General features: G+C 39.6%; 24 protein-coding genes and 2 tRNA genes. 21 read left to right on the plus strand and 5 right to left on the minus strand.

The annotated features are described in order from the left end of the window. Positions 1 to 11: 11 nt before the first annotated feature. The 3 genes from ACRYKC_RS17260 to uvrC all read left to right on the plus strand — a co-directional run bounded on the left by ACRYKC_RS17260 (position 12) and on the right by uvrC (position 3,363). Positions 12 to 992 carry an electron transfer flavoprotein subunit alpha/FixB family protein gene (locus ACRYKC_RS17260; RefSeq protein WP_433808598.1) on the plus strand — a complete coding sequence of 327 codons (981 nt, stop codon included), beginning with the start codon at positions 12 to 14 and terminating at the stop codon, positions 990 to 992. A gap of 137 nt (positions 993 to 1,129) precedes the next feature. Continuing rightward, on the plus strand, positions 1,130 to 1,444 hold the full coding sequence (trxA, locus tag ACRYKC_RS17265; RefSeq protein WP_085029340.1) for a thioredoxin: 315 nt from the start codon (positions 1,130 to 1,132) through the stop codon (positions 1,442 to 1,444). A gap of 119 nt (positions 1,445 to 1,563) precedes the next feature. Further along, entirely contained in the window at positions 1,564 to 3,363 is a 1,800-nt protein-coding gene (gene uvrC / locus ACRYKC_RS17270) for an excinuclease ABC subunit UvrC (RefSeq protein WP_433808601.1), read from the plus strand. Positions 3,364 to 3,394: 31 nt separating this feature from the next. On the opposite strand, the gene ACRYKC_RS17275 is transcribed toward uvrC, so the two are convergent. Continuing rightward, the gene (locus ACRYKC_RS17275; RefSeq protein WP_433808603.1) at positions 3,395 to 3,838 is read right to left on the minus strand and encodes a YslB family protein; all 444 of its coding nucleotides are present in this window, start codon (positions 3,836 to 3,838) and stop codon (positions 3,395 to 3,397) included. Positions 3,839 to 4,123: 285 nt separating this feature from the next. Between ACRYKC_RS17275 and ACRYKC_RS17280 the strand changes: the two genes are divergently transcribed. The 14 genes from ACRYKC_RS17280 (at position 4,124) to ACRYKC_RS17345 (ending at position 16,261) form a co-directional block, all read left to right on the plus strand. After that, positions 4,124 to 4,744: a succinate dehydrogenase cytochrome b558 subunit gene (locus tag ACRYKC_RS17280; RefSeq protein WP_433808605.1), complete on the plus strand. Its 621-nt coding sequence runs from the start codon at positions 4,124 to 4,126 to the stop codon at positions 4,742 to 4,744. Positions 4,745 to 4,800: 56 nt separating this feature from the next. After that, the gene (gene sdhA / locus ACRYKC_RS17285) at positions 4,801 to 6,552 is read left to right on the plus strand and encodes a succinate dehydrogenase flavoprotein subunit (protein WP_433808607.1); all 1,752 of its coding nucleotides are present in this window, start codon (positions 4,801 to 4,803) and stop codon (positions 6,550 to 6,552) included. Between the two features lie 15 nt (positions 6,553 to 6,567). Then, positions 6,568 to 7,332, plus strand: coding sequence for a succinate dehydrogenase iron-sulfur subunit (gene sdhB / locus ACRYKC_RS17290; RefSeq protein ID WP_433808609.1), 765 nt, complete (start codon positions 6,568 to 6,570; stop codon positions 7,330 to 7,332). Between the two features lie 177 nt (positions 7,333 to 7,509). Further along, positions 7,510 to 9,834: a sensor histidine kinase gene (locus ACRYKC_RS17295; protein ID WP_433808611.1), complete on the plus strand. Its 2,325-nt coding sequence runs from the start codon at positions 7,510 to 7,512 to the stop codon at positions 9,832 to 9,834. Continuing rightward, positions 9,831 to 10,481 carry a response regulator transcription factor gene (locus ACRYKC_RS17300; RefSeq protein WP_433808613.1) on the plus strand — a complete coding sequence of 217 codons (651 nt, stop codon included), beginning with the start codon at positions 9,831 to 9,833 and terminating at the stop codon, positions 10,479 to 10,481. The genes ACRYKC_RS17295 and ACRYKC_RS17300 overlap by 4 nt, the downstream gene beginning before the upstream one ends. A gap of 63 nt (positions 10,482 to 10,544) precedes the next feature. After that, positions 10,545 to 10,799 (plus strand): helix-turn-helix domain-containing protein, encoded by a 255-nt coding sequence (locus ACRYKC_RS17305; RefSeq protein ID WP_408607130.1) that lies wholly within the window; start codon positions 10,545 to 10,547, stop codon positions 10,797 to 10,799. 199 nt (positions 10,800 to 10,998) lie between these two features. Beyond that, a complete protein-coding gene (locus ACRYKC_RS17310; RefSeq protein ID WP_085031879.1) occupies positions 10,999 to 11,436 on the plus strand; it encodes a MarR family winged helix-turn-helix transcriptional regulator in 438 nt (145 codons plus the stop codon). A 19-nt stretch (positions 11,437 to 11,455) separates the two neighbouring features. Then, a complete protein-coding gene (gene racE / locus ACRYKC_RS17315) occupies positions 11,456 to 12,277 on the plus strand; it encodes a glutamate racemase (protein WP_433808615.1) in 822 nt (273 codons plus the stop codon). A gap of 221 nt (positions 12,278 to 12,498) precedes the next feature. After that, positions 12,499 to 13,599, plus strand: coding sequence for a GerMN domain-containing protein (locus tag ACRYKC_RS17320; protein WP_433808617.1), 1,101 nt, complete (start codon positions 12,499 to 12,501; stop codon positions 13,597 to 13,599). 136 nt (positions 13,600 to 13,735) lie between these two features. After that, on the plus strand, positions 13,736 to 14,506 hold the full coding sequence (gene rph / locus ACRYKC_RS17325) for a ribonuclease PH (RefSeq protein WP_433808618.1): 771 nt from the start codon (positions 13,736 to 13,738) through the stop codon (positions 14,504 to 14,506). Then, complete coding sequence (locus tag ACRYKC_RS17330; RefSeq protein ID WP_433808619.1) at positions 14,503 to 15,099, plus strand: XTP/dITP diphosphatase; 597 nt, start codon at positions 14,503 to 14,505, stop codon at positions 15,097 to 15,099. Before rph ends, ACRYKC_RS17330 begins: the two co-directional genes overlap by 4 nt. Before the next feature lie 12 nt (positions 15,100 to 15,111). Beyond that, a complete protein-coding gene (locus ACRYKC_RS17335; RefSeq protein ID WP_433808621.1) occupies positions 15,112 to 15,639 on the plus strand; it encodes a metallophosphoesterase family protein in 528 nt (175 codons plus the stop codon). Positions 15,640 to 15,899: 260 nt separating this feature from the next. Further along, positions 15,900 to 15,973 (plus strand) — tRNA-Gly (locus ACRYKC_RS17340). A 214-nt stretch (positions 15,974 to 16,187) separates the two neighbouring features. Beyond that, a tRNA-Arg gene (locus ACRYKC_RS17345) sits at positions 16,188 to 16,261 on the plus strand. Between the two features lie 212 nt (positions 16,262 to 16,473). On the opposite strand, the gene ACRYKC_RS17350 is transcribed toward ACRYKC_RS17345, so the two are convergent. The 4 genes from ACRYKC_RS17350 to ACRYKC_RS17365 form a co-directional block, all read right to left on the minus strand. Continuing rightward, on the minus strand, positions 16,474 to 17,643 hold the full coding sequence (locus ACRYKC_RS17350; protein WP_433808623.1) for a tyrosine-type recombinase/integrase: 1,170 nt from the start codon (positions 17,641 to 17,643) through the stop codon (positions 16,474 to 16,476). Positions 17,644 to 17,673: 30 nt separating this feature from the next. Then, entirely contained in the window at positions 17,674 to 18,162 is a 489-nt protein-coding gene (locus ACRYKC_RS17355) for an ImmA/IrrE family metallo-endopeptidase (RefSeq protein WP_433808625.1), read from the minus strand. Positions 18,163 to 18,750: 588 nt separating this feature from the next. Then, complete coding sequence (locus ACRYKC_RS17360; RefSeq protein ID WP_433808627.1) at positions 18,751 to 20,082, minus strand: ATP-dependent nuclease; 1,332 nt, start codon at positions 20,080 to 20,082, stop codon at positions 18,751 to 18,753. Continuing rightward, entirely contained in the window at positions 20,015 to 20,464 is a 450-nt protein-coding gene (locus ACRYKC_RS17365) for an AAA family ATPase (RefSeq protein WP_433808669.1), read from the minus strand. The genes ACRYKC_RS17360 and ACRYKC_RS17365 overlap by 68 nt, the downstream gene beginning before the upstream one ends. A 300-nt stretch (positions 20,465 to 20,764) precedes the next feature. Here ACRYKC_RS17365 and ACRYKC_RS17370 point away from each other — a divergent pair, with 300 nt between their 5' ends. From ACRYKC_RS17370 to ACRYKC_RS17385, 4 genes are all read left to right on the plus strand, one after another. After that, a complete protein-coding gene (locus ACRYKC_RS17370) occupies positions 20,765 to 21,901 on the plus strand; it encodes an SEC-C domain-containing protein (RefSeq protein ID WP_433808629.1) in 1,137 nt (378 codons plus the stop codon). Positions 21,902 to 22,150: 249 nt separating this feature from the next. Next, on the plus strand, positions 22,151 to 22,684 hold the full coding sequence (locus ACRYKC_RS17375; RefSeq protein ID WP_433808631.1) for a hypothetical protein: 534 nt from the start codon (positions 22,151 to 22,153) through the stop codon (positions 22,682 to 22,684). A 268-nt stretch (positions 22,685 to 22,952) separates the two neighbouring features. Further along, a complete protein-coding gene (locus tag ACRYKC_RS17380) occupies positions 22,953 to 23,450 on the plus strand; it encodes a hypothetical protein (RefSeq protein ID WP_433808633.1) in 498 nt (165 codons plus the stop codon). A 236-nt stretch (positions 23,451 to 23,686) separates the two neighbouring features. After that, entirely contained in the window at positions 23,687 to 24,031 is a 345-nt protein-coding gene (locus ACRYKC_RS17385; protein ID WP_433808635.1) for a hypothetical protein, read from the plus strand. Positions 24,032 to 24,113: the final 82 nt, after the last annotated feature.

Consider the following 24,113-nt stretch of genomic DNA (forward strand, 5'->3'; position numbering starts at 1 on the left):
GGAGAATCGTTATGAGTAAAAAAGTATTAGTGATCGGGGAAGCTAGAGAAGGATCATTACGTAATGTTACGTTTGAGGCCATTGCTGCAGCTAACATCGTAAGTGATGGCGGTGAAGTGGTTGGAGTACTGTGCGGAGCAGGGGACTTGAGTGAAATGGGTCAAGAGATGGTTTACCATGGAGCGACGCGAGTCATCACTGTTTCAAACGAAGAATTGAAAACGTATACATCCGACGGATACGGTCAAGCTGTTTACAAGGTCATTGAAGAAGAATCCCCTGAGGGAATTATCATGGGCCACACAGCGATCGGAAAAGATTTGACACCGAAATTAGCGAGTAAATTAGAATCTGGCCTTATTTCAGATGCGACAGAAGTTGTAGCAGAAGGCGGGGACATCGTGTTCACTCGCCCGATCTACTCTGGTAAAGCTTTTGAAAAGAAACAAATCACTGACGGATTGGTCTTTGCAACGATTCGTCCAAATAACATTCCTGCACTAAATCGTGATGATTCTTTAGCGGGAGAAGTGACAGAGAAGGAAGTTGAAATTAGTAACATCCGCACAATTATTAAGGATATTATCCGTAAGTCTTCTGATGGTGTAGACTTATCTGAAGCAAAAGTAATTGTAGCCGGAGGACGTGGAGTGAAAAGTTCTGAAGGCTTCGGGCCATTAGAGGAACTTGCTGATGTACTGGGAGGGACAGTAGGTGCATCACGCGGAGCATGTGATGCTGGATACTGTGATTACTCCTTACAAATTGGTCAGACAGGTAAAGTTGTAACTCCGGATCTTTATATCGCCTGCGGTATATCTGGTGCCATTCAGCACTTAGCTGGAATGTCCAACTCTAAAGTAATCGTAGCCATTAATAAAGACCCTGAAGCCAACATTTTTAATGTTGCTGATTACGGGATAGTCGGTGATTTGTTTGACGTCGTACCTAAGCTTATCGAAGAAGTAAAAGAAATGAAAGTGAATGCTTAATTGCTTTAAAGCCGAAGCCAATTATTTGGCTTCGGCTTTTTAACATGTTTAAATAGGGTATAAACAAATTATTAGTCACTCAAAATAAAAGAGTGATATACTCTAAACAGATTAGAGTTCGAGGAGGAATTATCGAAATGGCAATTGTAAAAGCTACTGATCAAAACTTTACAGAAGAAACAAATGAAGGTTTAGTACTGGCGGATTTCTGGGCGCCTTGGTGCGGACCTTGTAAAATGATCGCTCCGGTTCTTGAAGAACTTGATGATGAAATGAGCGACCAAGTGAAAATCGTTAAACTTGATGTAGACGAAAACCAAGAAACAGCTGGAAAGTTCGGAGTTATGAGTATTCCAACACTCCTTCTTTTCAAAGACGGCAAAGTCGTTGATCAAGTGATCGGTTTCCAACCTAAAGAAGCGCTAGCTGAATTGATTACAAAACATTCCTAATGAATAGAAGTAATCATGAGCAGAGAACCGCGTTGCCTCGCAGCGCGGTTTTTTGCTGTATAAGAGGCACCACTTATGGTAAATTTTTTATATAGACTTCAAACAATGGAGTGAAACAGATGAATTCTAAAATTAAAGAGAAGTTAGCTGTTTTACCGGATCAGCCTGGCTGTTATTTGATGAAAGATAAAAATGGTACGATCATTTATGTTGGAAAGTCGAAAGTGCTTAAAAATCGTGTCCGCTCTTACTTCAACGGAGCGCATGATGGAAAAACACAGCGCCTCGTCAGAGAGATCGTCGATTTTGAATATATAGTAACGACTTCTGAGATTGAAGCTCTTATTCTGGAAATGAATCTCATAAAAAAATACGATCCTAAATATAATGTACTTCTTAAGGATGACAAAACGTATCCATACCTGAAAGTCACAGCCGAACGTCATCCCCGGTTGATTGTTACTAGGAATGTGAAAAAAGATAAAGGAAAGTACTTTGGACCTTACCCAAACGTTATCGCAGCAAGAGAAACTAAAAAGTTATTGGATCGGTTATATCCATTACGTAAATGCAATACGATGCCGGATCGAGTTTGCTTGTACTATCATATGCACCAGTGTTTAGGGCCTTGTGAGTTTCCAGTGTCTAAAGAGACAAATCAGGAAATCGTACAAAATATAACCTCCTTTTTAAATGGAGGTCATGCAGCGATTAAAAAAGATCTGAAAAATCGCATGTATGAAGCATCGGAAGAGTTGGATTTCGAACGGGCAAAAGAGCTGCGTGATCAGATCGAGCATATTGAGTCAGTAATGGAGCAGCAGAAGATGACCATGAACGATCAAATGGACCGTGATGTCTTTGGCTATTCTTACAATAAAGGATGGATGTGTGTCCAGGTCTTTTTCGTAAGGCGCGGCAAACTGATTGAACGAGACGTAGCCCTCTTTCCATTTTTCGATGACCCGGAAGAGACCTTCATTAGCTATATTGGACGTTTTTATCTCCATCAGAACCATCCTTATCCAAAGCAAGTGCTCGTGCCAGTGGCGACGAATGTAGAAGTATTAGAAGGAGCACTGGATACAAAAGTTCATATTCCGATGCGTGGACGTAAAAAAGAACTTGTCGAACTTGCTATGAAAAATGCAGAAATAGCGCTTGAAGAGAAGTTCGCGCTGATTGAACGGGATGAAGAACGGACGATAAAAGCTGTTGAGTCACTCGGGGAGCATATGAATATTGAAACGCCTCACCGAATTGAAGCTTTTGATAACTCTAACATCCAGGGAGCTGATCCGGTATCTGCGATGGTTGTTTTTATAGACGGTAAACCAAATAAAAAGGAATACCGTAAGTATAAAATCCGTGATGTTGAAGGACCGGATGATTACGAAACAATGAGAGAGGTCATTCGTCGAAGGTATAAACGAGTGCTGAAGGAAGAACTGCCGCTCCCAGATTTAATTGTCATCGATGGAGGGAAAGGGCAGATGTCAGCCGCTTTGGATGTGATTGAAAATGAGCTTGGGTTAGATATACCTCTTTGTGGCCTGGCTAAAGATGATAAACACAAGACGAGTGAGTTGCTTTATGGGGATCCGGCTGTACCTATGGATCTAAACCGCAAATCGCAAGAATTCTATCTCGTACAGCGCATTCAAGACGAAGTCCACCGGTTTGCGATTTCTTTCCACAGACAGCTACGTGGAAAAGGAGCTATCCAATCTGAGCTTGATAAAATTCCAGGAGTAGGACAAAAACGTCGACGTTTATTGCTTCGTCATTTTAAGTCCGTACCTGAGATTAAAAGTGCACAGCTTCAGGATATAACGAAATTGGGAATACCTGAACCTGTTGCCAATACGATATTGATTCATTTGAATCAGGAGGAAGAAGAAGAACCAGCTGAAGGATAACAGCTGGTTCTTTTCCTAATGAAAATGCGATTTAACCTTTCATCGCTTTCATTTCTATGTAATTTTCTTTTTCATTTATCTCTTCAAAGCATTCATAAGTATCATCGGTTAGCTTTTGTACGGTTTCAGCTAAAAAGCCGCATTCCAATCGAAAATCTACGGTAAAGAGGTTTTGGTTCAGCCGCTTTTCAATGATATGTCCAGTAAGGTGGAAAATCAATTCTTTTTTCTTTTCTTTAATTAGGGACAGTTCTCCCCATCCCATGTATTGAAAGAATTCATAAAGATCATCAAAATCATAAATGTCCGTTTGGCGTGCTATGTTTTTCCCCATATAGTAAAGCATATAAGGAGCATCCTTACCAAGGAAGTCGGGTAAAGTATAGTAGCGCATGAGGTCAAACCCTGCCCCGGTCCCAACCACCGAAGAGATGTTGTTGGTGTTTAACTTAGTAGATTGTTGCATAACGCTCATTCCTTTCTCCACCTTTATTATCACCTGAAATGGAACTTGGCGCAATAATAATTGTTACATTTTAGAGATAGGAAATAAATGTGTATTTTTGAGCATTTTATGAACGTGGTTTCTTGACGCTCTAACTGGGTAGGAGTACAATAAACATGTCACAATTTGTACATTCAGCAGGATTAGCTAGGAAAATAAAGGGGATTTTCCTATTATTTTAATGTTTTATAAAAGCGCTTAACTGTCTGAATAATGTACATAATTTAAACTGTTATCATCTTGAGGGGGGTAAATATGGCGGGAACACGCGGATACGTTAATCGAAGACTACATTCATTACTAGGGGTCGTTCCTATTGGGATCTTTTTGATCCAGCACTTGACTGTGAACTTTTTTGCAACACGTGGTCCAGAAGCATTCAACGATGCAGCTCATTTTATGGAGAGCTTGCCATATCGTTATGTTCTGGAGATTTTTATTATCTTTTTACCACTTCTATTTCACTCCATTTACGGGGTTTATATTGCATTCACAGCAAAAAGCAACTTATCTAATTTCGGATATTTTAGGAATTGGATGTTCATGCTTCAGCGTGTCACTGGAATCATTACATTGATTTTCGTTGCTTGGCACGTTTGGGAAACCCGTATTGCCATCGGATTTGGCTGGGCTGAATTGAATTATCAGCTAATGGAAAGTATCCTGACGGAGCCATTTTTCTTCTGGTTCTACATAGTAGGGGTTATATCCACTACTTTCCACTTCTCAAACGGTCTATGGTCTTTCTTTGTAAGCTGGGGAATTACAGTTTCTCCGCGCTCACAATTGATCATGACGTACGCGAGTATTATTATTTTCGTTGCTATTTCTTACATTGGTGTACGTACATTGATTCAATTCGCGTACGGCATATAAATAGTAATTGTATGAACGTTGTAGATATATAGAAATTAAGGGAGTGAGCTTCAATCATGACTAATCGAAACATCGTTGTTGTCGGTGGCGGTCTTGCCGGCCTAATGGCAACAATCAAAGCAGCAGAACAAGGGGTTCACGTAGATTTGCTCTCCATTGTACCCGTTAAGCGCTCTCACTCTGTCTGCGCTCAAGGAGGTATAAATGGAGCTGTTAATACGAAAGGTGAGGGTGACTCACCTTGGGAACACTTTGATGACACCGTTTACGGGGGAGACTTCCTAGCGAACCAGCCTCCTGTAAAAGCGATGTGTGAGGCAGCACCTGGAATCATTCACTTGCTGGACCGTATGGGAGTAATGTTCAACCGTACACCTGAAGGTCTATTGGACTTCCGACGGTTCGGCGGGACGCAGCACCACCGTACTGCCTTCGCAGGTGCTACGACTGGACAGCAGCTCCTTTATGCACTAGATGAACAAGTACGACGCCACGAGGTGAATGGACTTGTAACGAAATATGAAAACTGGGAATTCTTATCTGCCATTGTAGATGATGAAGGTGTTGGCCGTGGTGTCATGGGTCAAAACCTGAGTAACCACGAAATCAAAGCCTTCCCAGCTGATGCCGTAATCATGGCAACAGGCGGACCGGGAATCATTTTTGGTAAGTCTACAAACTCAGTAATCAATACAGGGTCTGCTGCCGGAGCTCTTTACCAGCAAGGCGTCGCCTATGCAAATGGTGAATTTATTCAAATCCATCCAACCGCTATTCCAGGAGACGACAAACTTCGTCTTATGAGTGAATCTGCCCGTGGTGAGGGTGGAAGAGTCTGGACGTATAAAGATGGTGAGCCATGGTATTTCCTTGAGGAAAAATATCCTGCTTACGGAAACTTAGTTCCTCGTGATATCGCCACACGTGAAATTTTTGATGTGTGTGTGAATCAAAAGCTAGGGATTAATGGTGAGAATATGGTCTACCTCGACCTTTCTCATAAAGATCCAAAAGAGCTTGACGTTAAACTTGGAGGAATCATCGAGATCTATGAGAAATTCGTAGGTGATGACCCTCGTAAAGTACCGATGAAGATATTCCCTGCTGTTCACTATTCCATGGGCGGCATGCACGTAGATTTTGATCAGATGACTGCTATCCCTGGTATTTTCGCAGCGGGTGAGTGTGACTATACTCAGCACGGAGCGAACCGCTTAGGTGCCAACTCCTTACTTTCATCTATTTACGGTGGAATGGTCGCTGGACCAAACGCTGTTAAATACACAGAAGGTCTGGACAAAATCTCTGATGAAATGTCATCTACTTTATTTGAAGCAAGGGTAAAAGAAGAGCAAGAGAAGTTTGATAAGATCATGGCCATGGACGGCGATGAGAATGCGTACCAAATCCATAAAGAACTTGGAGAGTGGATGACGGATAACGTAACCGTTGTACGTGAGAATGAGAAACTTCTGAAAACGGATGAGAAGATCGTAGAATTAATGGAGCGTTATGAACGAATCAATATCAACGATACTTCCCGTTGGAGCAATCAGGGAGCTATGTTTACTAGACAACTTTGGAACATGCTTCAGCTTGCTCGCGTTATTACTCAAGGAGCTTATAACCGTAATGAAAGCCGTGGCGCTCATTACAAGCCTGAGTTCCCTGATCGTAACGATGAAGACTGGTTGAAGACTACTGTTGCAACGTACGATAAAGAAAATAATAAGCCAGTCTTTAGATACGATGATGTCGATACATCATTCATCGAGCCGCGTAAACGTGACTACTCGAAGAGTAAATAAAGGAGGTCATTGATGATGAGCGAAAACAAGACGATTACGTTTATAATTACACGTCAAGACCACCCGGATGAACCGTCTTATGAAGAAACTTTCGAAATTCCATATCGTGAAAATATGAATGTTATCTCTGCATTGATGGAAATCCGCCGTAACCCGGTCAACGCTAACGGAGAATCAACTACTCCGGTTTACTGGGATATGGGTTGTCTTGAAGAAGTGTGTGGAGCCTGTTCAATGGTGATCAACGGAACGCCGCGTCAATCGTGTACAGCCCTTGTTGACCAACTTGAACAGCCAATCCGCCTGGCACCTATGAAAACTTTCCCTGTCAATCGTGACCTGGCGGTAGACAGAAACCGCATGTTCGATTCACTGAAGAAAGTAAAAGCATGGATTCCGATTGATGGAACCTATGATCTTGGACCAGGGCCGCGTATGGCTGAAAGTAAACGCCAATGGGCTTATGAATTATCAAAATGTATGACTTGCGGAGTTTGTTTGGAAGCATGTCCAAATGTGAACAGCAAATCTGATTTCATTGGTCCTGCTGCGCTTTCTCAGGTTCGTCTGTTCAACTCCCACCCGACGGGTGAACTGAACAAGAGTGAACGCCTGCAAACAATCATGGACGAAGAAGGCTTGATGGGTTGCGGAAACGCACAAAACTGTGTGCAAGCTTGTCCTAAAGGCATACCATTGACAACTTCTATCGCGGCATTAAACCGTGATACAGCGATTGAATCCTTCAAGAGCTTCTTCGGAAGCGACCAGCGAGTGTAAATCTATGAAAAAATCCCCAGTGCATGCTAAATGCACTGGGGATTTTTTATTGGACTCTCTAATAAAATTGCTAGCCTCAGTTAAGGAAAGAACTATTAATTATTGGATGGTAGGGGGTTGTAGGGCTTGCTGTGCGTAGTATAATAGATTTGATTGCAATTTAGTAAGGATGATTTCATGCATAATTTTAAATGGTCTCATATATTCGTATTACTATTTTTTATAGTATCATCAATTTACTTAGTCATTATTGGGATAACTCAGCCCTTTATAGGGATTGATTTAAAAAAGCAGTCGGACCAATGGGTGATTACAAACATCGATCAAGATAGTTGGGCAGAAAGACACGGTATTCCTTTAAATGCAGAGTTAATCTCTGTTGAAGGGGCTCCCCCAGAGGACCATTACTCTGTTTCAATGTTTAACGAGCTTGAAAAGGCTGATTCTTTTACTATTGGAGCATCTGGACAGGAAATTTTCTATGATGATCTTCATCAGTCCAGTCCTCAGCACTGGACGCTGTACGTCATATTTCCTAGTTTGTTCTTTCTTTCCATTCTAGCTATCTCACACCTAGTGCATAAGAGGGTGCCAAAAAGATACTCAGCTAACCAGTTAATTTTGTTCTTCCTTGCGATCGCTACAGGTTATATGAGCAACAGTGGCGCCATTCGGGACGATCTTTACAGTTTATTTTTGAATACATCGCTTTTTCTGATTGCTCCAGTTATATTGATTCACTTTCTTTACAACTATTTCCGTGAGTTAAATACGTATTGGTTTTCTAAAAAGCTGCCATATTTTTTGTATGGTCTTACCATAATCGTCTCCCTTTTGGAAAGTTACTTTTTGAGCACTCAAAATTACCCTGAGTTGTTCAATCCTGTACCACCATGGTTGCTTTTAGGCCTTTATATTATTTTATTTTACGTTATTTATAGAGGACTTTATATATTCAAAGACACGCCTCAAGGCTCTATTTTCAAATATGTCAGTGTGGGTATGACTGTAGCTTTTTTCCCTTACACGTGGCTATATCTCATTCCTGCACTTACGATCGGAAAGAAAATCATTACGCTGGAAGTTGGAGCGGTATTTTTAATAGCTCTTCCTATAACGTTTATGTATTTAGTAACGAGAGAGCGTTTGATCGATATCGATTTTGTAATGAGCCGGGTGCGCTATTATATTTTCTTATCGATCGTGCCAAGCATTCTTTTGACAGTTGTCTTTGCATGGCTAGTGTCTACACCACAATCTATGATCTCTTATATTCAAGTCTACCTGCTTGTGCATCTTTTCTTGATCGCTTTTCTGTCCATAAAAGAAGTGCTGGACTCCCGGTTGCAGCGATTCTTGTTTTCTGCCAGATACAGCTATCAGGAAAGCATGCACCGTATGGCTAAAGATATGAAAGACCAATCGAATGCCGTAGATTTGATGAAAGTAATGAGAAGTGAAATTAATAATGTACTGAACGTGCGCGACATGTATATTTTCTCTAAACACAATAAACGGAACATGTACTGTGTGTATGATCAGGTCCCTGATGATATTCTCATGGAACTTGATGAAAAGCTGACAGATCACAGTTATGATATAGGCTCTATTATTGAAACAGACAAGGGGTTTGGTGTCATAGTTGGATTTTCCTTACAGAAGCTTACCATGTTGTGGTGTGAAGGGAAGAAAGACTATACAAATTTGAATCGTGATGAGAAAACGTATTTGCAAACCATCTCTCACAATGCCAACATTGCGATAGAAAATATGAATCTCATTGAGGATCTTGTTAAGGAACTGCGCCGTTTGAAAAATAATCAAACTCAGAAATATCCGACCTGGCTATCAAGGCTGCTGTTTACCATTGCTGAAAACCAGCGTAAGCAGCTGTCGATTGATTTGCATGACACTGTGCTTCAAGAACAACTTTACCTGTACAGGAAAATGGACGATTTAATCGGTCATAGAAATGATCTGCCTCCTACCTTGCACGCCGAACTTGTTATGTATAAGGAATCGCTCTTGGACAGCATTCATTTAATTCGAGAAACTTGTAATGAACTGCGTCCAGCCTTTATTGAGGAATTAGGACTCGTGCAATCGTTGAAAAACCTAATTCAGCAATATCAGCTTCGTTCCAACTTTACTGTCTATTTTTCTGAGGAAAAGTTTGAAGCAGAGCTGGATCAGGAGCATATTCTTGCAATCTTCCGGATTGTCCAGGAGTTGCTGACGAATGCCATGAAGCATTCGCAGGCAAAAATAGTTAAACTTTCTCTTTCTGAGGAAGATGACCAAGTCGTATTACTTTATTCAGATAACGGAAAAGGGATGGACTTTTCATTTCAGCGTGATTTGTTTTCCCATATAGGCTTGTCTGGAATCGAGCAGCGTGTGAACGGATTAAATGGACATTTGAAGATTGATACAGCTCCAGGGGAGGGCTTTAAAGCAGTGATTACGTTTCCCGTTACGGTTAAGAAGGAGGTTTACGTATGACGAAAATATTAATTGTTGATGACCACCCAGCCGTCGGAGCTGGCACAAAATCGATGTTGGAACAAGAGTCTGATACGAAAGTTGATGTCATCGAACGAAGTGATCAAGTAGAAACTCATTTAGAAGAAAATGAGTATGATATTCTTTTACTAGATTTGTATATGCCTGGAATGAACGGAATTGAGCTGGCCAAGAATCTCAGGAAAACTTACCCAGACCTCATTTTGCTCATCTATACCGGCTTTGACTTGAGTACTCATTTCAATATGCTGGTCGAAGCGGATATCAATGGGTTTGTCAGTAAAACAGCAACGAGTGAAGAACTTCTTACCGTTATTCGATGTGCCCTTCGTGACGAAGTCGTTATCCCTCTCCATTTGTTTAAACAGCTAAGAAGAGCAGAAGCAAGTGTCAGCCAGCAAAATGAAACAGAGAAAGGCACAAGTTTGTCGCTTAACGAAAAAGAACAATCGATTCTGAAGGAAGTCGCTTCCGGCTTCACGAACCGTGAAATTGCCCAGAGCCTTCACATGTCGCAAAGAAGTGTGGAGTACACACTTACAGGGATCTTCAATAAACTAAATGTAAGGTCGAGGACGGAGGCATTATTTAAAGCACAGGAACTCGGGCTTGTGTCTAAATCTTAATACACTGGCACAGTGCTCAGTTTCTAGTCATACGATACATTGACTAAATAATTCCCCTCGATGATGCTCAGGACAACAAGGAGGGGTACGCTTGTGAAGGAGGACGGCTATAGGCCAACACAAATTCTTACCAAGCGGGAGCGAGAAGTTTTCGAGCTTCTGGTGCAAGACAAAACGACAAAAGAGATCGCCAAAGAGCTTTTCATTTCAGAGAAGACTGTGCGGAATCACATCTCAAATGCAATGCAAAAGCTGGGAGTAAAAGGACGTTCGCAGGCAGTTGTAGAACTGCTACGTATGGGTGAACTGGAATTATAATCTCCATAGATCAGTAAATGGATTGTAATTTTGAGATGAAGGTCCTTTCAGGTGTTGGGAAAAGCAAGCAATACCTGAAAGGGTTTTTTGTCACCAAACAAACGTTTACCTTGAATTTTTTTTCGTAAACAGTGAGAATGGTGGTTACAGAGTATTTTTGTGAGGAGTGCTTGATGTGACGAAATCACACCAGACGTCGATGATCGCAGATGTAGAAAAAGAGTTACGATACATATCTGGCATCATCAAACAAAGAGGACGAGTAATCTTAAATAATTACCCCATTACGGCGCCGCAATTTGTCGCATTACAGTGGTTAATGGATAAAGGGGACATGACGATTGGTGAACTCTCCAATTACATTCACCTAGCCTGCAGCACGACTACAGACCTTGTCGACCGCATGGAAAAGAATGAATTGGTGGAGAGAGTCCGAGATCCCAAAGACCGGCGAGTGGTACGGATCCATGTATTGGAAAAGGGAGAACAGATCATTCATGAAGTGATCGAGAAACGCCAGGATTATTTAGAAGAAGTATTAAAGGACGTTCCAGTAGATGATGTAAACACGTTGAATCAGTTGCTGCATGTCCTTCATGAAAAAATGCGTGAAGCGGATAAAGAAAAAATCAACTAGGAAAAATGAGGGATGCATTGTGACAAAGCCGATTGGAGTCATTGATTCGGGCGTAGGCGGTTTAACCGTAGCACGGGAACTTATGCGACAGCTGCCACAAGAAACATTCATCTATTTAGGAGATACCCTCCGCTGTCCATACGGTCCAAGATCTGAACAAGAGGTCAGGGCTTTTACGTGGCAAATGGTTAATTATCTTTTAGAAAAAAATATTAAGATGCTTGTTGTGGCCTGCAATACAGCTACAGCTTATACATTGAACGAACTTCAGGAAAAATTATCGATTCCTGTTATCGGAGTCATTGAACCTGGAGCAAGAGCAGCCATCAAGGTGAGTCAGAATAAACGGATTGGCGTCATAGGCACAGAAGGAACCATACGCAGCCGTGCTTATCCAAATGCGCTAATGTCGATCGATAACAGTATTCGCGTAAATGACTTGGCTTGTCCACCTTTTGTTCCGATGGTAGAAGAAGGAATGCTGTCTGGACCTGAAGCAGAAGGAGTCGTTGAACGCACATTAAATCCGCTCAAGAAAATGAATCATATTGATACCTTGATCCTCGGTTGCACCCATTATCCGCTTATTAAAGATCTGGTGCAGAATGAAATGGGCAGCCATATCCAGGTCATCAGCTCTGGTGAAGAGACGGCAAGAGAGGCAAGTCTGATTTTAGCTTACAACAACCTCCTCGAGAAGAATACAAAAGCTCCTGTCCATGAGTTTTACACGACGGGAGATATGGAGAAGTTCCGTCTTGTAGCCAACAGCTGGTTCGATGAGCCTGTCAAAATATTGAGACCTGTGGAACTTCATCACGTTCAAAGCTCTGCTATGTAAAGCAGGGCTTTTTTCTTTGTTTACGAAATAAAAGCGTCTGGCCCCTCGAGGTCATAAGTCAATCGACTTCGTGGAAAAAAAGCCCTCACACTCAATCGCTTGTCTTATGCTTGTCGGGGCTCCAAAGGCGCTTCCACATTTGTCAAAATTTCATTCGTTGGTCTAATCCTTTCTGAGGCTCGTATATATGGTAGTACAATCTATCTTCAGGAGGGAATCGTATGAAAACGCTCGGTGTTAAACCCATTTTACTTGCGGTTTTATTATTATTAAGTACAGGGCTTCTTTCGGGATGCTTATTTGAAGGGGAGCAGTCCTTAGAAAAAATGGATGAACCTGATCAGGCTGCAACGTCAGATCCGCTAGATGAAACCGAAGAACCGGAACCTGGTGCGGAAGGTGAACAATCTGGGGAAGCACCAGAGGGCACAGAAGGTGAAGCATCTACGGAAACCGTGACTCGTGAACTTTATTTGATGGATGAAAGCGGGATGGTTGTGCCCCAAACGCTTGAGCTTCCAGCTTCTGAAGAAGTTGCCAAGCAATCTTTGGAGTACTTAGTGAAGGATGGACCAGTTACCGAGCTTCTTCCAAATGGATTCCAAGCTGTCCTGCCGGCAGGCACAGAGATCCTTGGGTTAAACCTTCAGGAGGATGGCACGATGGTCGTGGATGTGTCCGAAGACTTTAAAAACTACGATGCGAAGGATGAAGAAAAGATCCTTCAGGCAATGACCTATACGCTAACACAATATGATAATGTGAAAAGAATTAAGCTATGGATTAACGGTCACGAACAAAACGTCATGCCCGTGGACGGAACCCCTATCGCTAATGGGGTTTCCCGTTCAGACGGGATTAATAATCACGTAGGCGACGAAACAGACGTCATGAATAGCCAGGCCGTAACTGTCTATTTTCCTTCTCAAAATGGAGAAGAAGTGTACCAGGTCCCTGTAACAACGCGTGTGGCAAAAGGAGAAGATCTTTACTCTGCAGTTGTCCAAGCGCTTCTGAATGGACCGGCGCTTGGGACATCCTTATTGCAGCCTTTCAATGAAGGAGCTGAGGTTGTAAGTACAAAGTTAGATTCAGGCGTTCTAACCCTATCGTTCAATGAAGCGATCTTAACAGGGCAGGACGAGCAAAAAGCATTATCTGATGAAGCTTTATCCAGCCTCGTTATGAGTCTGACAGATCTAGCTGATGTTGAATCTGTTTCCGTAGAAGTCGAAGGGGTCGAACACGTAATGAATGAATCGGGTGATCCACTCGTTGAGCCAGTGACTCGTTCGGATATTGTTGAAGCAGAAAGTTTATAAGATATCATGTGCTAAAAGGCATCTCAAAGATCTTGCTCTTGAGGTGCCTTTTTTAAGTTGCGTTCACTACCGAGGACATATAAATTGTGTTAAGATGGGCTAGGATAAAGGTGAACGAAAAAGGAGGTCATTGTCGGTGAGAAATGATCATCGAAAAGTCAATGAATTAAGAACAGTTAAGATAGAAACAGATTATGTAAAACATCCAGAAGGATCTGTATTAATAAGCTTTGGGGATACCAAAGTTATTTGCAATGCCAGTGTAGAGGATCGCGTACCTCCTTTTTTACGAGGGCAGGGAAAAGGCTGGATTACAGCTGAATATGCCATGCTTCCAAGAGCGACAGAGCAAAGAAATATCCGTGAATCGTCAAAAGGAAAAGTTTCCGGAAGAACGATGGAAATCCAACGTCTAATTGGACGTGCCCTAAGAGCGGTTGTTGATTTGGACAAGATTGGCGAGCGCACCTTGTGGGTAGACTGTGATGTCATCCAGGCCGATGGCGGCACACGAACAGCATCCATTACAGGCGCGTTTGTAGCCGTTGTGATTGCCTTCGGTAAGCTTGTGGAGAAGGGCACATTGAAAGAGCTCCCTGTTACGGACTTCTTAACAGCAATTTCTGTCGGCGTACTTCCTGAAGGCGAAGAGATTCTTGACTTGTGCTATGAAGAAGATAGCCGAGCACAGGTAGATATGAACGTCGTTATGACTGGCCAAGGTGAATTCGTTGAGCTGCAGGGAACAGGGGAAGAAGCAACCTTCTCTATGCCTCAGTTGCAAAAAATGCTTTCCTTGGCTCAAGAAGGCGTCAATGATCTCGTGAAGCTGCAAAAAGAAGCAATTGGAGATTGGTCAGACGTCATTACGGGAAAACAAGTATCAGGAGCTGCCAAAGAGTTATGAAAGAATTAATTGTTGCAACGAAGAATGAAGGGAAAGTCCGAGAATTCCGCCAAATGTTTTCGAAGTATAACATTTCTGTAAAATCTCTACTTGACTTTGAAGAAGAGATGGAAGATATCGAAGAAACAGGAACCACTTTCTCAGAGAATGCAACGATTAAAGCTGAGGCGATCTCTAAGCAGTTCCAGCTGCCAGTAGTAGCTGATGACTCAGGTTTAGTTATTGATGCTCTTGATGGAGCTCCAGGCGTTTATTCAGCGCGTTATGCAGGAGAAGAGAAAGATGATGAAAAGAATCTTCAGAAGGTTATGCAAAAGTTAGAGGGGGTACCTATGGAGGAAAGAACAGCCCGTTTCGTATGTGCGGTAGCTGTTGCTCGACCTGGGGAAGAGACGTTTGTTAAAAAAGGGTATTGCGAAGGATTAATCGCAGAAGAGCCATCCGGTACAAACGGCTTTGGCTACGATCCAATTTTTATACCTGAGGGATCAGAACGGACCATGGCCGAACACTCCTCTGACGAAAAGAATGAAATCAGTCATCGCCATCATGCCATACAGCAAATCGAAGAGTGGCTTAAACATCAATCGTAAAGAGGTGATAGAATGCCAAAAGTATTGATTATGAGCGATAGTCACGGACTCACAGAAGAAGTAACAGAAGTAAAAGAGCGACACAGAGATGAAGTAGATGCCATGCTTCATTGCGGTGACTCTGAACTTTCTTATGACTCGATTGAGTTGCAGGATTTTCACTACGCCAAAGGTAATTGTGATTTCCAACCAGAAATGGAAAATGACCAGGTAGTAACCGTTGGTGACGTTACGTTCTTAGTCACACATGGCCACCTATACCAAATTAAGTCAACACTGATGCCCTTATCTTACCGTGCAGAAGAAGTAGGGGCCCAAGTGGCCTGCTTTGGTCATTCTCATATTGCAGGAGCGGAGACAGTAAATGGCACCTTGTTTATTAACCCAGGAAGTCTAAGACTCCCAAGAGATCGTGAAGAACCGACGTATGCGATCCTGGAATGGGATACAAAGGATGACGTTCAACTGCAATTTTACCATGTGAATGGGGAGCCAATGGCTGATTTGATGCTTGAAACAACTTTAGCAGCAAAGGAATAAATTCTTTGCTGCTAAGTGTTGACAAAGTTCGCATTCCTTACTATAATGATTCTTGTCCGCTTCAAACGAAAGCAATTATTTCAACAAAGATTTTGTTGTTTCATGCGGGTGTAATTTAGTGGTATACCTCAGCCACGAGCGTAACTTCTACCGAATCTGCTACGAGTTGCCTCGACGGATTTGTATCGAAGGATAAGCTGGGGAGAGGAAGAGGCATGGTTTGGAAATCATCCGAACTTCGCTAATGAAATCTTACATACGCGGGTGTAGTTTAGTGGTAAAACCTCAGCCTTCCAAGCTGATGATGAGGGTTCGATTCCCTTCACCCGCTCCATACATATTTTCGAATGACACATCATACAGTGAATATAACGATGTGTACAAAATGCAAACATTACTCATATTAATTCAGATCAGCCTTATAGAGCATAACTGAATCCGCTGCGAAGAGATCTCTTCAATGTACTGATTCGATTGCATCTATTTTTGGAACCAAAACAGTATTATTATGGTATAATGTTTGTACGCTGTATGAAATCTTATATGATGTCCCAGTAGCTCAGCAGGATAGAGCAACAGCCTTCTAAGCTGTGGGTCGCAGGTTCGAATCCTGCCTGGGACGCTAACTAATTTAACGCTGAAACCTTTGACAGACAAGGGATTCAGCGTTTTGTTTTTTCTGTAAAACTGTAATTATTTGGGCGATATAACTCCAATTGGGGCAGAATTGGGGCAGAATTTCTTCAAGTCCTTTTCCAGATACGGTATAACCTAAAAAGGTGTCCATGCATCACTCTATAAAAGCAGGTCATGAATAATGACCTGCTTATTTGATTAGGATGAATTCTGATTACTAAAGAAGACACTGAAATGGTCGGCAGCTAGTTGGTCAACTTCTTCAATATGATGACCGTAAATATCCATAGTCGTTCCAATCTTCCTATGACGTACACGTTGACTAATGGATTTTGTAGGTACGTTCTGTTGGATCAGATAAGTTACCGAGTAGTGCCGTAAATCATGAAAGCGAATATCCCCGATTTCATTACGTTTCCTGAAGCATGCCCACCATTGACTCACACTATCGGGTCTCATGGGTTTTCCTTCCTCGTCAGCAAATAGGAAAATGCGGTTAGGGTCATACCATCGATCTCTCAGCATCATAAATTCTCTTTTACGTTCACGTTTAATCTTAAGTATCATTTCCATTAACTCGTTAGGTATCGCAGCTGTACCATCCATTCCATTTTTTATAGACTTTACTCTAAGTTCACCTCCAGATAACTGAGTAAGAGATTGTTCAAATCTAACTGTGCCTTTATCTTCAAGAATATGTTTATCTTCTAATGCCACTAGTTCACCTTCTCGGCATCCTGTTACAAAAGCTATCCAGAACATGACTTGCTTTATATACGGTTCATTTGAAATACTGCTGATCATCTTATCAATGTTCTCTTTTGTATATGCTACAGATTTCTTCCTCTGAGCGGCGGGAAGCTTAATATGCTGAGCTGGGTTGTTCTTAATTAACCCGAAGTCAGTTGCGACAGAAAGTAGACTGTTAAAAGCCTTGTAACAGTTTCTAATTGTAGAAGGTGAGAGAGGAACTGATTTACCGTCTAACCTTCCTTCACCTCGCTTCATTCCGTCTAAAAAGTCAACTATATGCATCGGCTTAATATCATTTAGTTTCATGTGACCATATTGAGGAATGATTCTTTTTTCGATAATGCCGATATATTCTTGCAATGTTCTCGGAGCAAAATGATCTTCAGCAAACTTCTGCTTCCATTCTTTATAGAAGTCCTCCAACCTTGTGTATGTGGGTCTTGAGTAATCTCCAGATAAAACCTCTGCCTCAAATTTTGCTAACTCTTGTCTCGCTTGTGTTTTATTTTTAACTCTAACGTTTCTTCGTTCTCGAATAGCCTTTCCTTTAGCATCGTATCCTGTTACCACAGACAGCCTAAATGATCCTTTTCCACGCTTTTCTATACTACCCATGTTGCACCTCCTAAATCTAGCTTAATGATTTCAGGTATACATCTTGGTACAATCTGCACGCCTTTTAATTTGCTCCAGTCTTTCATCGCAAAGCTCATAAGACACCTTAAAGTCATACGACCACCGATCAAGTAACTCTGGATCATCAAGGTCGTATTTCTTAACCATGTGAAAGGGGAGGGCAGCATAAAGCGTAAAATGCTGTGCATCACGTTCCTGAAGCTCTCTAAAAGCCTCAGGCATCATTGTCTGTTTTCCAACATGGCGAATAGCGTGACATAGTTCATGGAAGAACTGTTCACGTTGGGTAACTCTATCTAATGTGGAGTTAAGAACAATTTCTCGGTATTTTCCAAACCGGGCATACCTTGATTCAAAAGGCTTGTAATGAATAAAGATTTCATATTGCATCGCTATTTTTCTAAGTTTTAGATCCAATGGGTATTGGAACTTGCGCTTTATGTACCAATTGGATACCCAGTCTTCTAATGCAGTTGTCGTGTATTGTGGAAAATTCATCCTATCACCTCTAGAACTCATTATACGAACAAGAGTTCTTGTTTTCAACTCTATAAGTTAGACTGCAATTTTAGAGGTGATATTTGCAGTTACTGGAATGAAATGAATCATGCTAATAAATAGATTTAATAATTAATTATTAAGTAATAAAGTAAAATGAGACCAAAAACTCTTTTGGTTATGTATATGGTATTTATTCTATGTAGGAATTAGCAGCATGTTTTCTAAAAGAAGTGGTATAAATAAACACGCTATTTAGTGAACATAGGTATATATTTATTCTAGTATTTTGAGTGGCTTTATTCCATATAAGGACAGTAATCTCGAAACTGAGTCTTCAAGATAATGGCAGGTTAGTTGAAGACTCAGTTTCGAGATAATTACATCCATGAAATATAATTTTGTAAGAGGATTGCAGTTTTTTGTGTTGGATTTAAGATTTAGGTAATATCATTAGGAGGGTGAATTATGAAAGAAGACTTGACTATATTTTCTCCACTAGGATTAACGATTAAATATGATTATGTATGAAGAAATCCGGTTAGATATTAACCGGATTTCTTCATAGGTCTTAATGTATTTTAATAATCAATTAGATAAGTTGTCTATCTCAAGGAACTGATTTAAACTTTGCGGAAAAACGGTATCACTTATGTCTTCCATGTTACCTAGGGACTCCCAAATCCCAATACTGTCTTTATCGTTTCTTTCGTACCCAATTACATTCTCTAATTTAGGTACGTTAAAGTGTATTCGACTTTCTTGAGACTCAGTTACTATTCTCCAATTGGTTGTTACCATAGCTTTCATGGTTCGCTCACTTAGTCTCTCACCTTTAGAATTATACTCCTCAATGTCCTTGATCTGATTACGATAAAAGTGACTATTTTTGTACTCCTCTTCACTATCAAAGTTCAACTCGTTAACGAAGTCATTGCTAAAATCAAAATCATTAATAACGTAATAATCCACACCAAGATGCTTACACAATTTAATCAGTACAAGAGCAGTAATTTTACCATGGTGAGGTATGACAGCAATATTGTTAAAGTTCAGGAAAGTTTCTGCATATTTTTCATTATCGGTTTTTTCATACACTTTCCTCCTAATTAACTCTTTGTATACCAGCATATCGTTCGGTCCTTCTACAAGTAATACTTTTTTACTGAAGATTATTTTATTCAAGTTGGGTTCGATTATCTTGATATAATTATTATAGTCTTTATGTTCGTTTAATAGCTCTCCCTCATGAACTTTCGTTACTTCAACTGTAGGATCAAAATGATCTCTAGGCTTATTATATTTGACTTCTGTTTGCTTATTTTGTTCATCATATTCCAAGCGCACTAGGCCTTCAGTATTGAAGATGTCTAACATTTTATCTGAGTGTGTAGTGTATATCACTTGATGCCCTCTCTCGGCCAATCCGCATAATACAGTACTATAAAAATATTCTTGATGATTTTCATGCAAAAAACTCTCTGGCTCTTCAAACAGAAATAAGCACTTATCATCATTGTTGGTCTCAGCTATTGCTTGGATTACTGCCATAACAAACATCGAAATATATCCGTCTCCAAACTGTTCTATAGGAACTAAATTCGAATTATCACCATTCAAGCCAACTTTAAACATCATTTCTAAAAAGATATCTTCATACTCGGGCAACCCAAATTCTATGTAACAATTATTATCTCTAAGATTTCTAGAATAATTAGTTCTAATGCTATCAATGAAACTATCAAGTTCTGAATCCTTCAGAACCTCTTCAGTCGATTCTTTAATTTCATCTTTAAAGATACCTTTTTTCTGAATCATATTTTCATCAGTTTCAACAATACTCTGAATGTGCTTAGCTAAAAAAGAAGTCAAATTTCCCCAACTTGTTTTTTTTTGTTGAGATTTCTTTTTTAATTTCATGAAAATTAATATAAAATATCTTATATAATTTAGCTGCCCCAAAAGAGGTGTAAAGTTTAGTTTCTTTTTCGAAAGTAGTATAAGAATCGATGTTGGCACTTTCAATTTCTTCTCCATCAAGTTTGATATTTAAAAAGTGATATCCAGTTAAGTCAGCAGTCTTACCATTTGATTTCGTCTCAGAACTACTCTTAATTCCAGCAACTATGTAAGGTATGTTGTTGTAATCTCTATTATGAAAATCATCAATAGAAAAGGTGTTTTTATTGACATATCTCTCCGTAATTCCGTATAAAATTGCATTTAGCAAATTAGTCTTCCCAGCATTGTTGTAACCAACTATTGCAATAGGTTTGTTATATCCTTCTTCCGGAAAAACTATCCGTTTCTGTTCACCAAATGATCTGTAATTAGCAACTAGACACCATTCAACCTTATCTCACTCATTTATAAGCCACCTTTTTTCCTGAAGTACTTCTACCCACAATTCTAACATAATTTGTAATATGACTAATATAAGCATCTTCTCCTCAAACACTAAGCTTTTAAAAAATACAAAGGAATAATAGTTAATAAGTAATTCACATAATGAGAACGTTTGTTTGTGCTATGGTGTATGGTGATATGTGGTAACTTACAAAGTGTAACAAATCATATGAACTAAAAAACGAGGTGCTTTCAAGTGTTTATTACAAAAAAAGAGGCTAAAAGATATACATTTGAACCGTATGAAAAATGTCCTTGTGAGAGTGGGAAAAAATATAAATTCTGTTGCTTTGAGAAAAGTAAATCATTTCCCAAGAATGAAAAGGAGAAACACCACCCGAAAAGAATTAAAGCTGAAGCGAATAAAATTTTCAACGGGACAGATTTCAAAACTTGCTTTGGGTTCGATACTAAAGAATGTAAGGGCGGTATTATAGGAGCCCATTCTCTTCAGAACAACGGCGTCTTGGATAAGATAGCTACAGACAACCATGTATATAAATTAAGTGTAGAAATGACAGAACAGTCCCCCATTCTTGAATTTGAGAAGAAGGGTAAAAAACAAGCCAGTAGATTCAATGGGTTTTGTAAATATCATGACGAAGTGTATTTCTCTAATATCGAGGACATTGTCTATACTGGAACAGATGAACAAAATTTTTGGTATGCTTTTAGGGCTTTTAGTTTTGAGTACCATAGAAAGAAAAGGTTAGGTAATCATTTCCCAAAACTATTCGCTAAGTTTCCTTATGCTACGAGGTTACCTTATATACAGATGAATTACAGAACGTGTCAGCTGGATTTAAGAGATAAGGCAAGAGAGTATGAACGTTTTAAACAGACATACTTATCGGGGTCTTATTCTGAATTGGAGTCTTTTACTAAAGTTCTACCGTACAGAGTGGGTTTCACTGGGACAACAGCTGTGGCAGTGAAGTGGGATATAAGTGGTAATGAAGCATTAGATATCTTTGACTATAAAAAAGAAACTTTTATTTCGGCTCTTTACATTTCTGTAATCCCGAGAGAATATACAACATTGATCATTGTCTCTAGATTTAAAGAAGATGAGTGTTATAAACAAGTAATTGAAAAGCTGCATTCGAATTCAGATGTGGATCTTCTTTTTAGTTACCTCACATTTTGTCTGGCAGAGTATAGTGAGAATGTCTATTTTTCTCCTGAAGTTATAGACAATTTGCCAAAGGATGCGAAAAAGAACATACTCTCAGCGTTCCAATCTTCAATTATTCCAGACTATGAGTTAAGGCTGGAGTCTTATATTAGAGGCTTTCAGGTAAATTTGTTCCATTATAGACTTTCAGTTGAGTGAGGGTAGAAAATGAACCGTAAAACCTCACACACACTATTGGGAGTACATTGAACCGAATGTTTGGATGGAACACTCGATTTAAAGTAACCGTTCCTTCTAGATAACTCAGTTTCAAGTCTTCATGTAAAGGGGGCAAAAGTAAAGAACACATAGAAAGAAGATCTTAAGCTTATGCTTTATTTCATATCAATTATCAATTAAATATTTTCGGGTGTCATACTTCTATATGGAAATGAAGGGAAAAAACAAATGAATGATTTAATATTGAATAAAATAAATAAGGCCATTAGCAAGTTTTATTCTAGGGATGAGTACTTGCTTATAAATAATTTAAATGAAAGAACTATTGCTCATAAATTTGCCTCTTATCTTCAAGTAGAGTTTGATAATTATGATGTTGACTGTGAATATAACAAAAACGTAGACGAAGATAATGGCGCTAAAAACATATATATAGTAAAAAATGAAGCAGAAGAACTAAAAAGAAAAATAAAGCAGGAAACAGAATTTGATGATATTGAATACACAGTTATATCTATTTATCCAGACATTGTAATTCATAAAAGAGGAGGAAATGATAATAACCTTCTAATAATTGAAATTAAGAAATCATCAAATAACTTAGACTTTTCTTATGACCATAAGAAATTACAATGTTACACAGAAAACTCTACTCCAAATAGTCTTAAATATAAATTTGGTCTGTTTATTGAATTTGAAACTGGTGTTTTAAAGCCTAAACTGCCAAGTTTTATTTGGTATAAAGATGGAAAAAGGTTGTAGAATAAGGCCCCTACAGAAAACAAAACTACTTCACAAAGCTACAAAATTATTAAACAAAAATCCACTAATATATATCAAAATTTTTATTATCTCAATTTCAAGTCTTCAAGATAAGGGGGCTATTGTTCAATAGAGCTTTAGCCCTTTAATTACATAAGCGCGAAGTATATCGAGGCATTGAGCTATTTGACTGATAGAACAGAACCTTGAACAATGTGTGTGAAAATTAGAGGTTTGGCAGTAACGATATAAGGAGTGGAGTATGGTTATGAACAAAACTCTGAAATTATTTGCAGGATTGTTTTTTATTTCAGTACTGGCAGGATGTTTTGGTGAAGATTATGATGTTGGAGTTCCAACTGCTCATTTAAATATAGATGCTCACGTGCTTAGTCAATCTGTACAATTAACAGAAGCGAATATCAGTTGGTATTCCTCAAATGGGAAAGTAGAAGAGACAATAGATGATATCGAAGAATATGGACAATCACGAGATGAAATAAAGGTTTTTCCAGGTCAAGATGCTTCTTTAGATTTTAAAGAGAATAAAGAAAATGGTGGAGATATTTGGACCGACCCAACCATCACAGCTGTTCTATGGAAAAATGGAGAAAAAATCAAACTCGATTTAAATCAGCATAGAGAATTTCGGTTCCCGACTGAAGAAGGGAACTATATTTTAGAAGCTACTTTTAAAAATGAAAGTAACGCTGCTCAATATGTAGGAAATATTGTTATTAACGATGATACACACACTTCCCGTTAGTCTATTAATAACAATGGACGTCAAAAGAGTAAGTTTAAAAAGTGGGAAGTTCAACACAGATGACCATGAGTATTTATTTCAGTTTCGAGTCTTAAACAAACGGGTGGCGATTGCTAAAAAAGTATTAGCCCTTATTACATAGAAATAGGGTCTGTAATCAATGTATATCTGATAGAGGAGGATAGCGAAAGAGGAAGTGTAAAAATTAATCATAAGTATGGATAAGGAGTGTGCTTATGCGTTGTTTATGTGAGAATAATGAAACATTCGATTTAAAGGTAGAAGGTGACGTTGATATAGACCCAATTTGGTGTAACCAATGTGGATGTAACTTAGATATTGAAGAAGTTCCCATATCAGAGGATTTAAAAGATGAACTGATGAAGTGGGCAATGCAGTATGGTAAATGGATTGAATGGAGTAAAGATAAGTTGCGTACAAATGTCATTGAACTAGAAAGCGAACATAATAAACTTGGTCAAGTACTCACAGAGAAAGTTAAGAAGGAACTTGGTGCAAGATACATGGTAAGTTTTTCACCTTCTTCTTCAGCGAGAATATATCCTGGCTTAGACTCTTAATTTTTGAACTAATAGGGAGCGTTTATCAAAGATCTAGTACAAGATAAATTGAGCTCTTATCTTCAAGAATAGGTGGCTTAAC

The organism is Halobacillus sp. A1-3, assembly GCF_050971765.1.
GTDB lineage: Bacteria > Bacillota > Bacilli > Bacillales > Halobacillaceae > Halobacillus > Halobacillus mangrovi_B.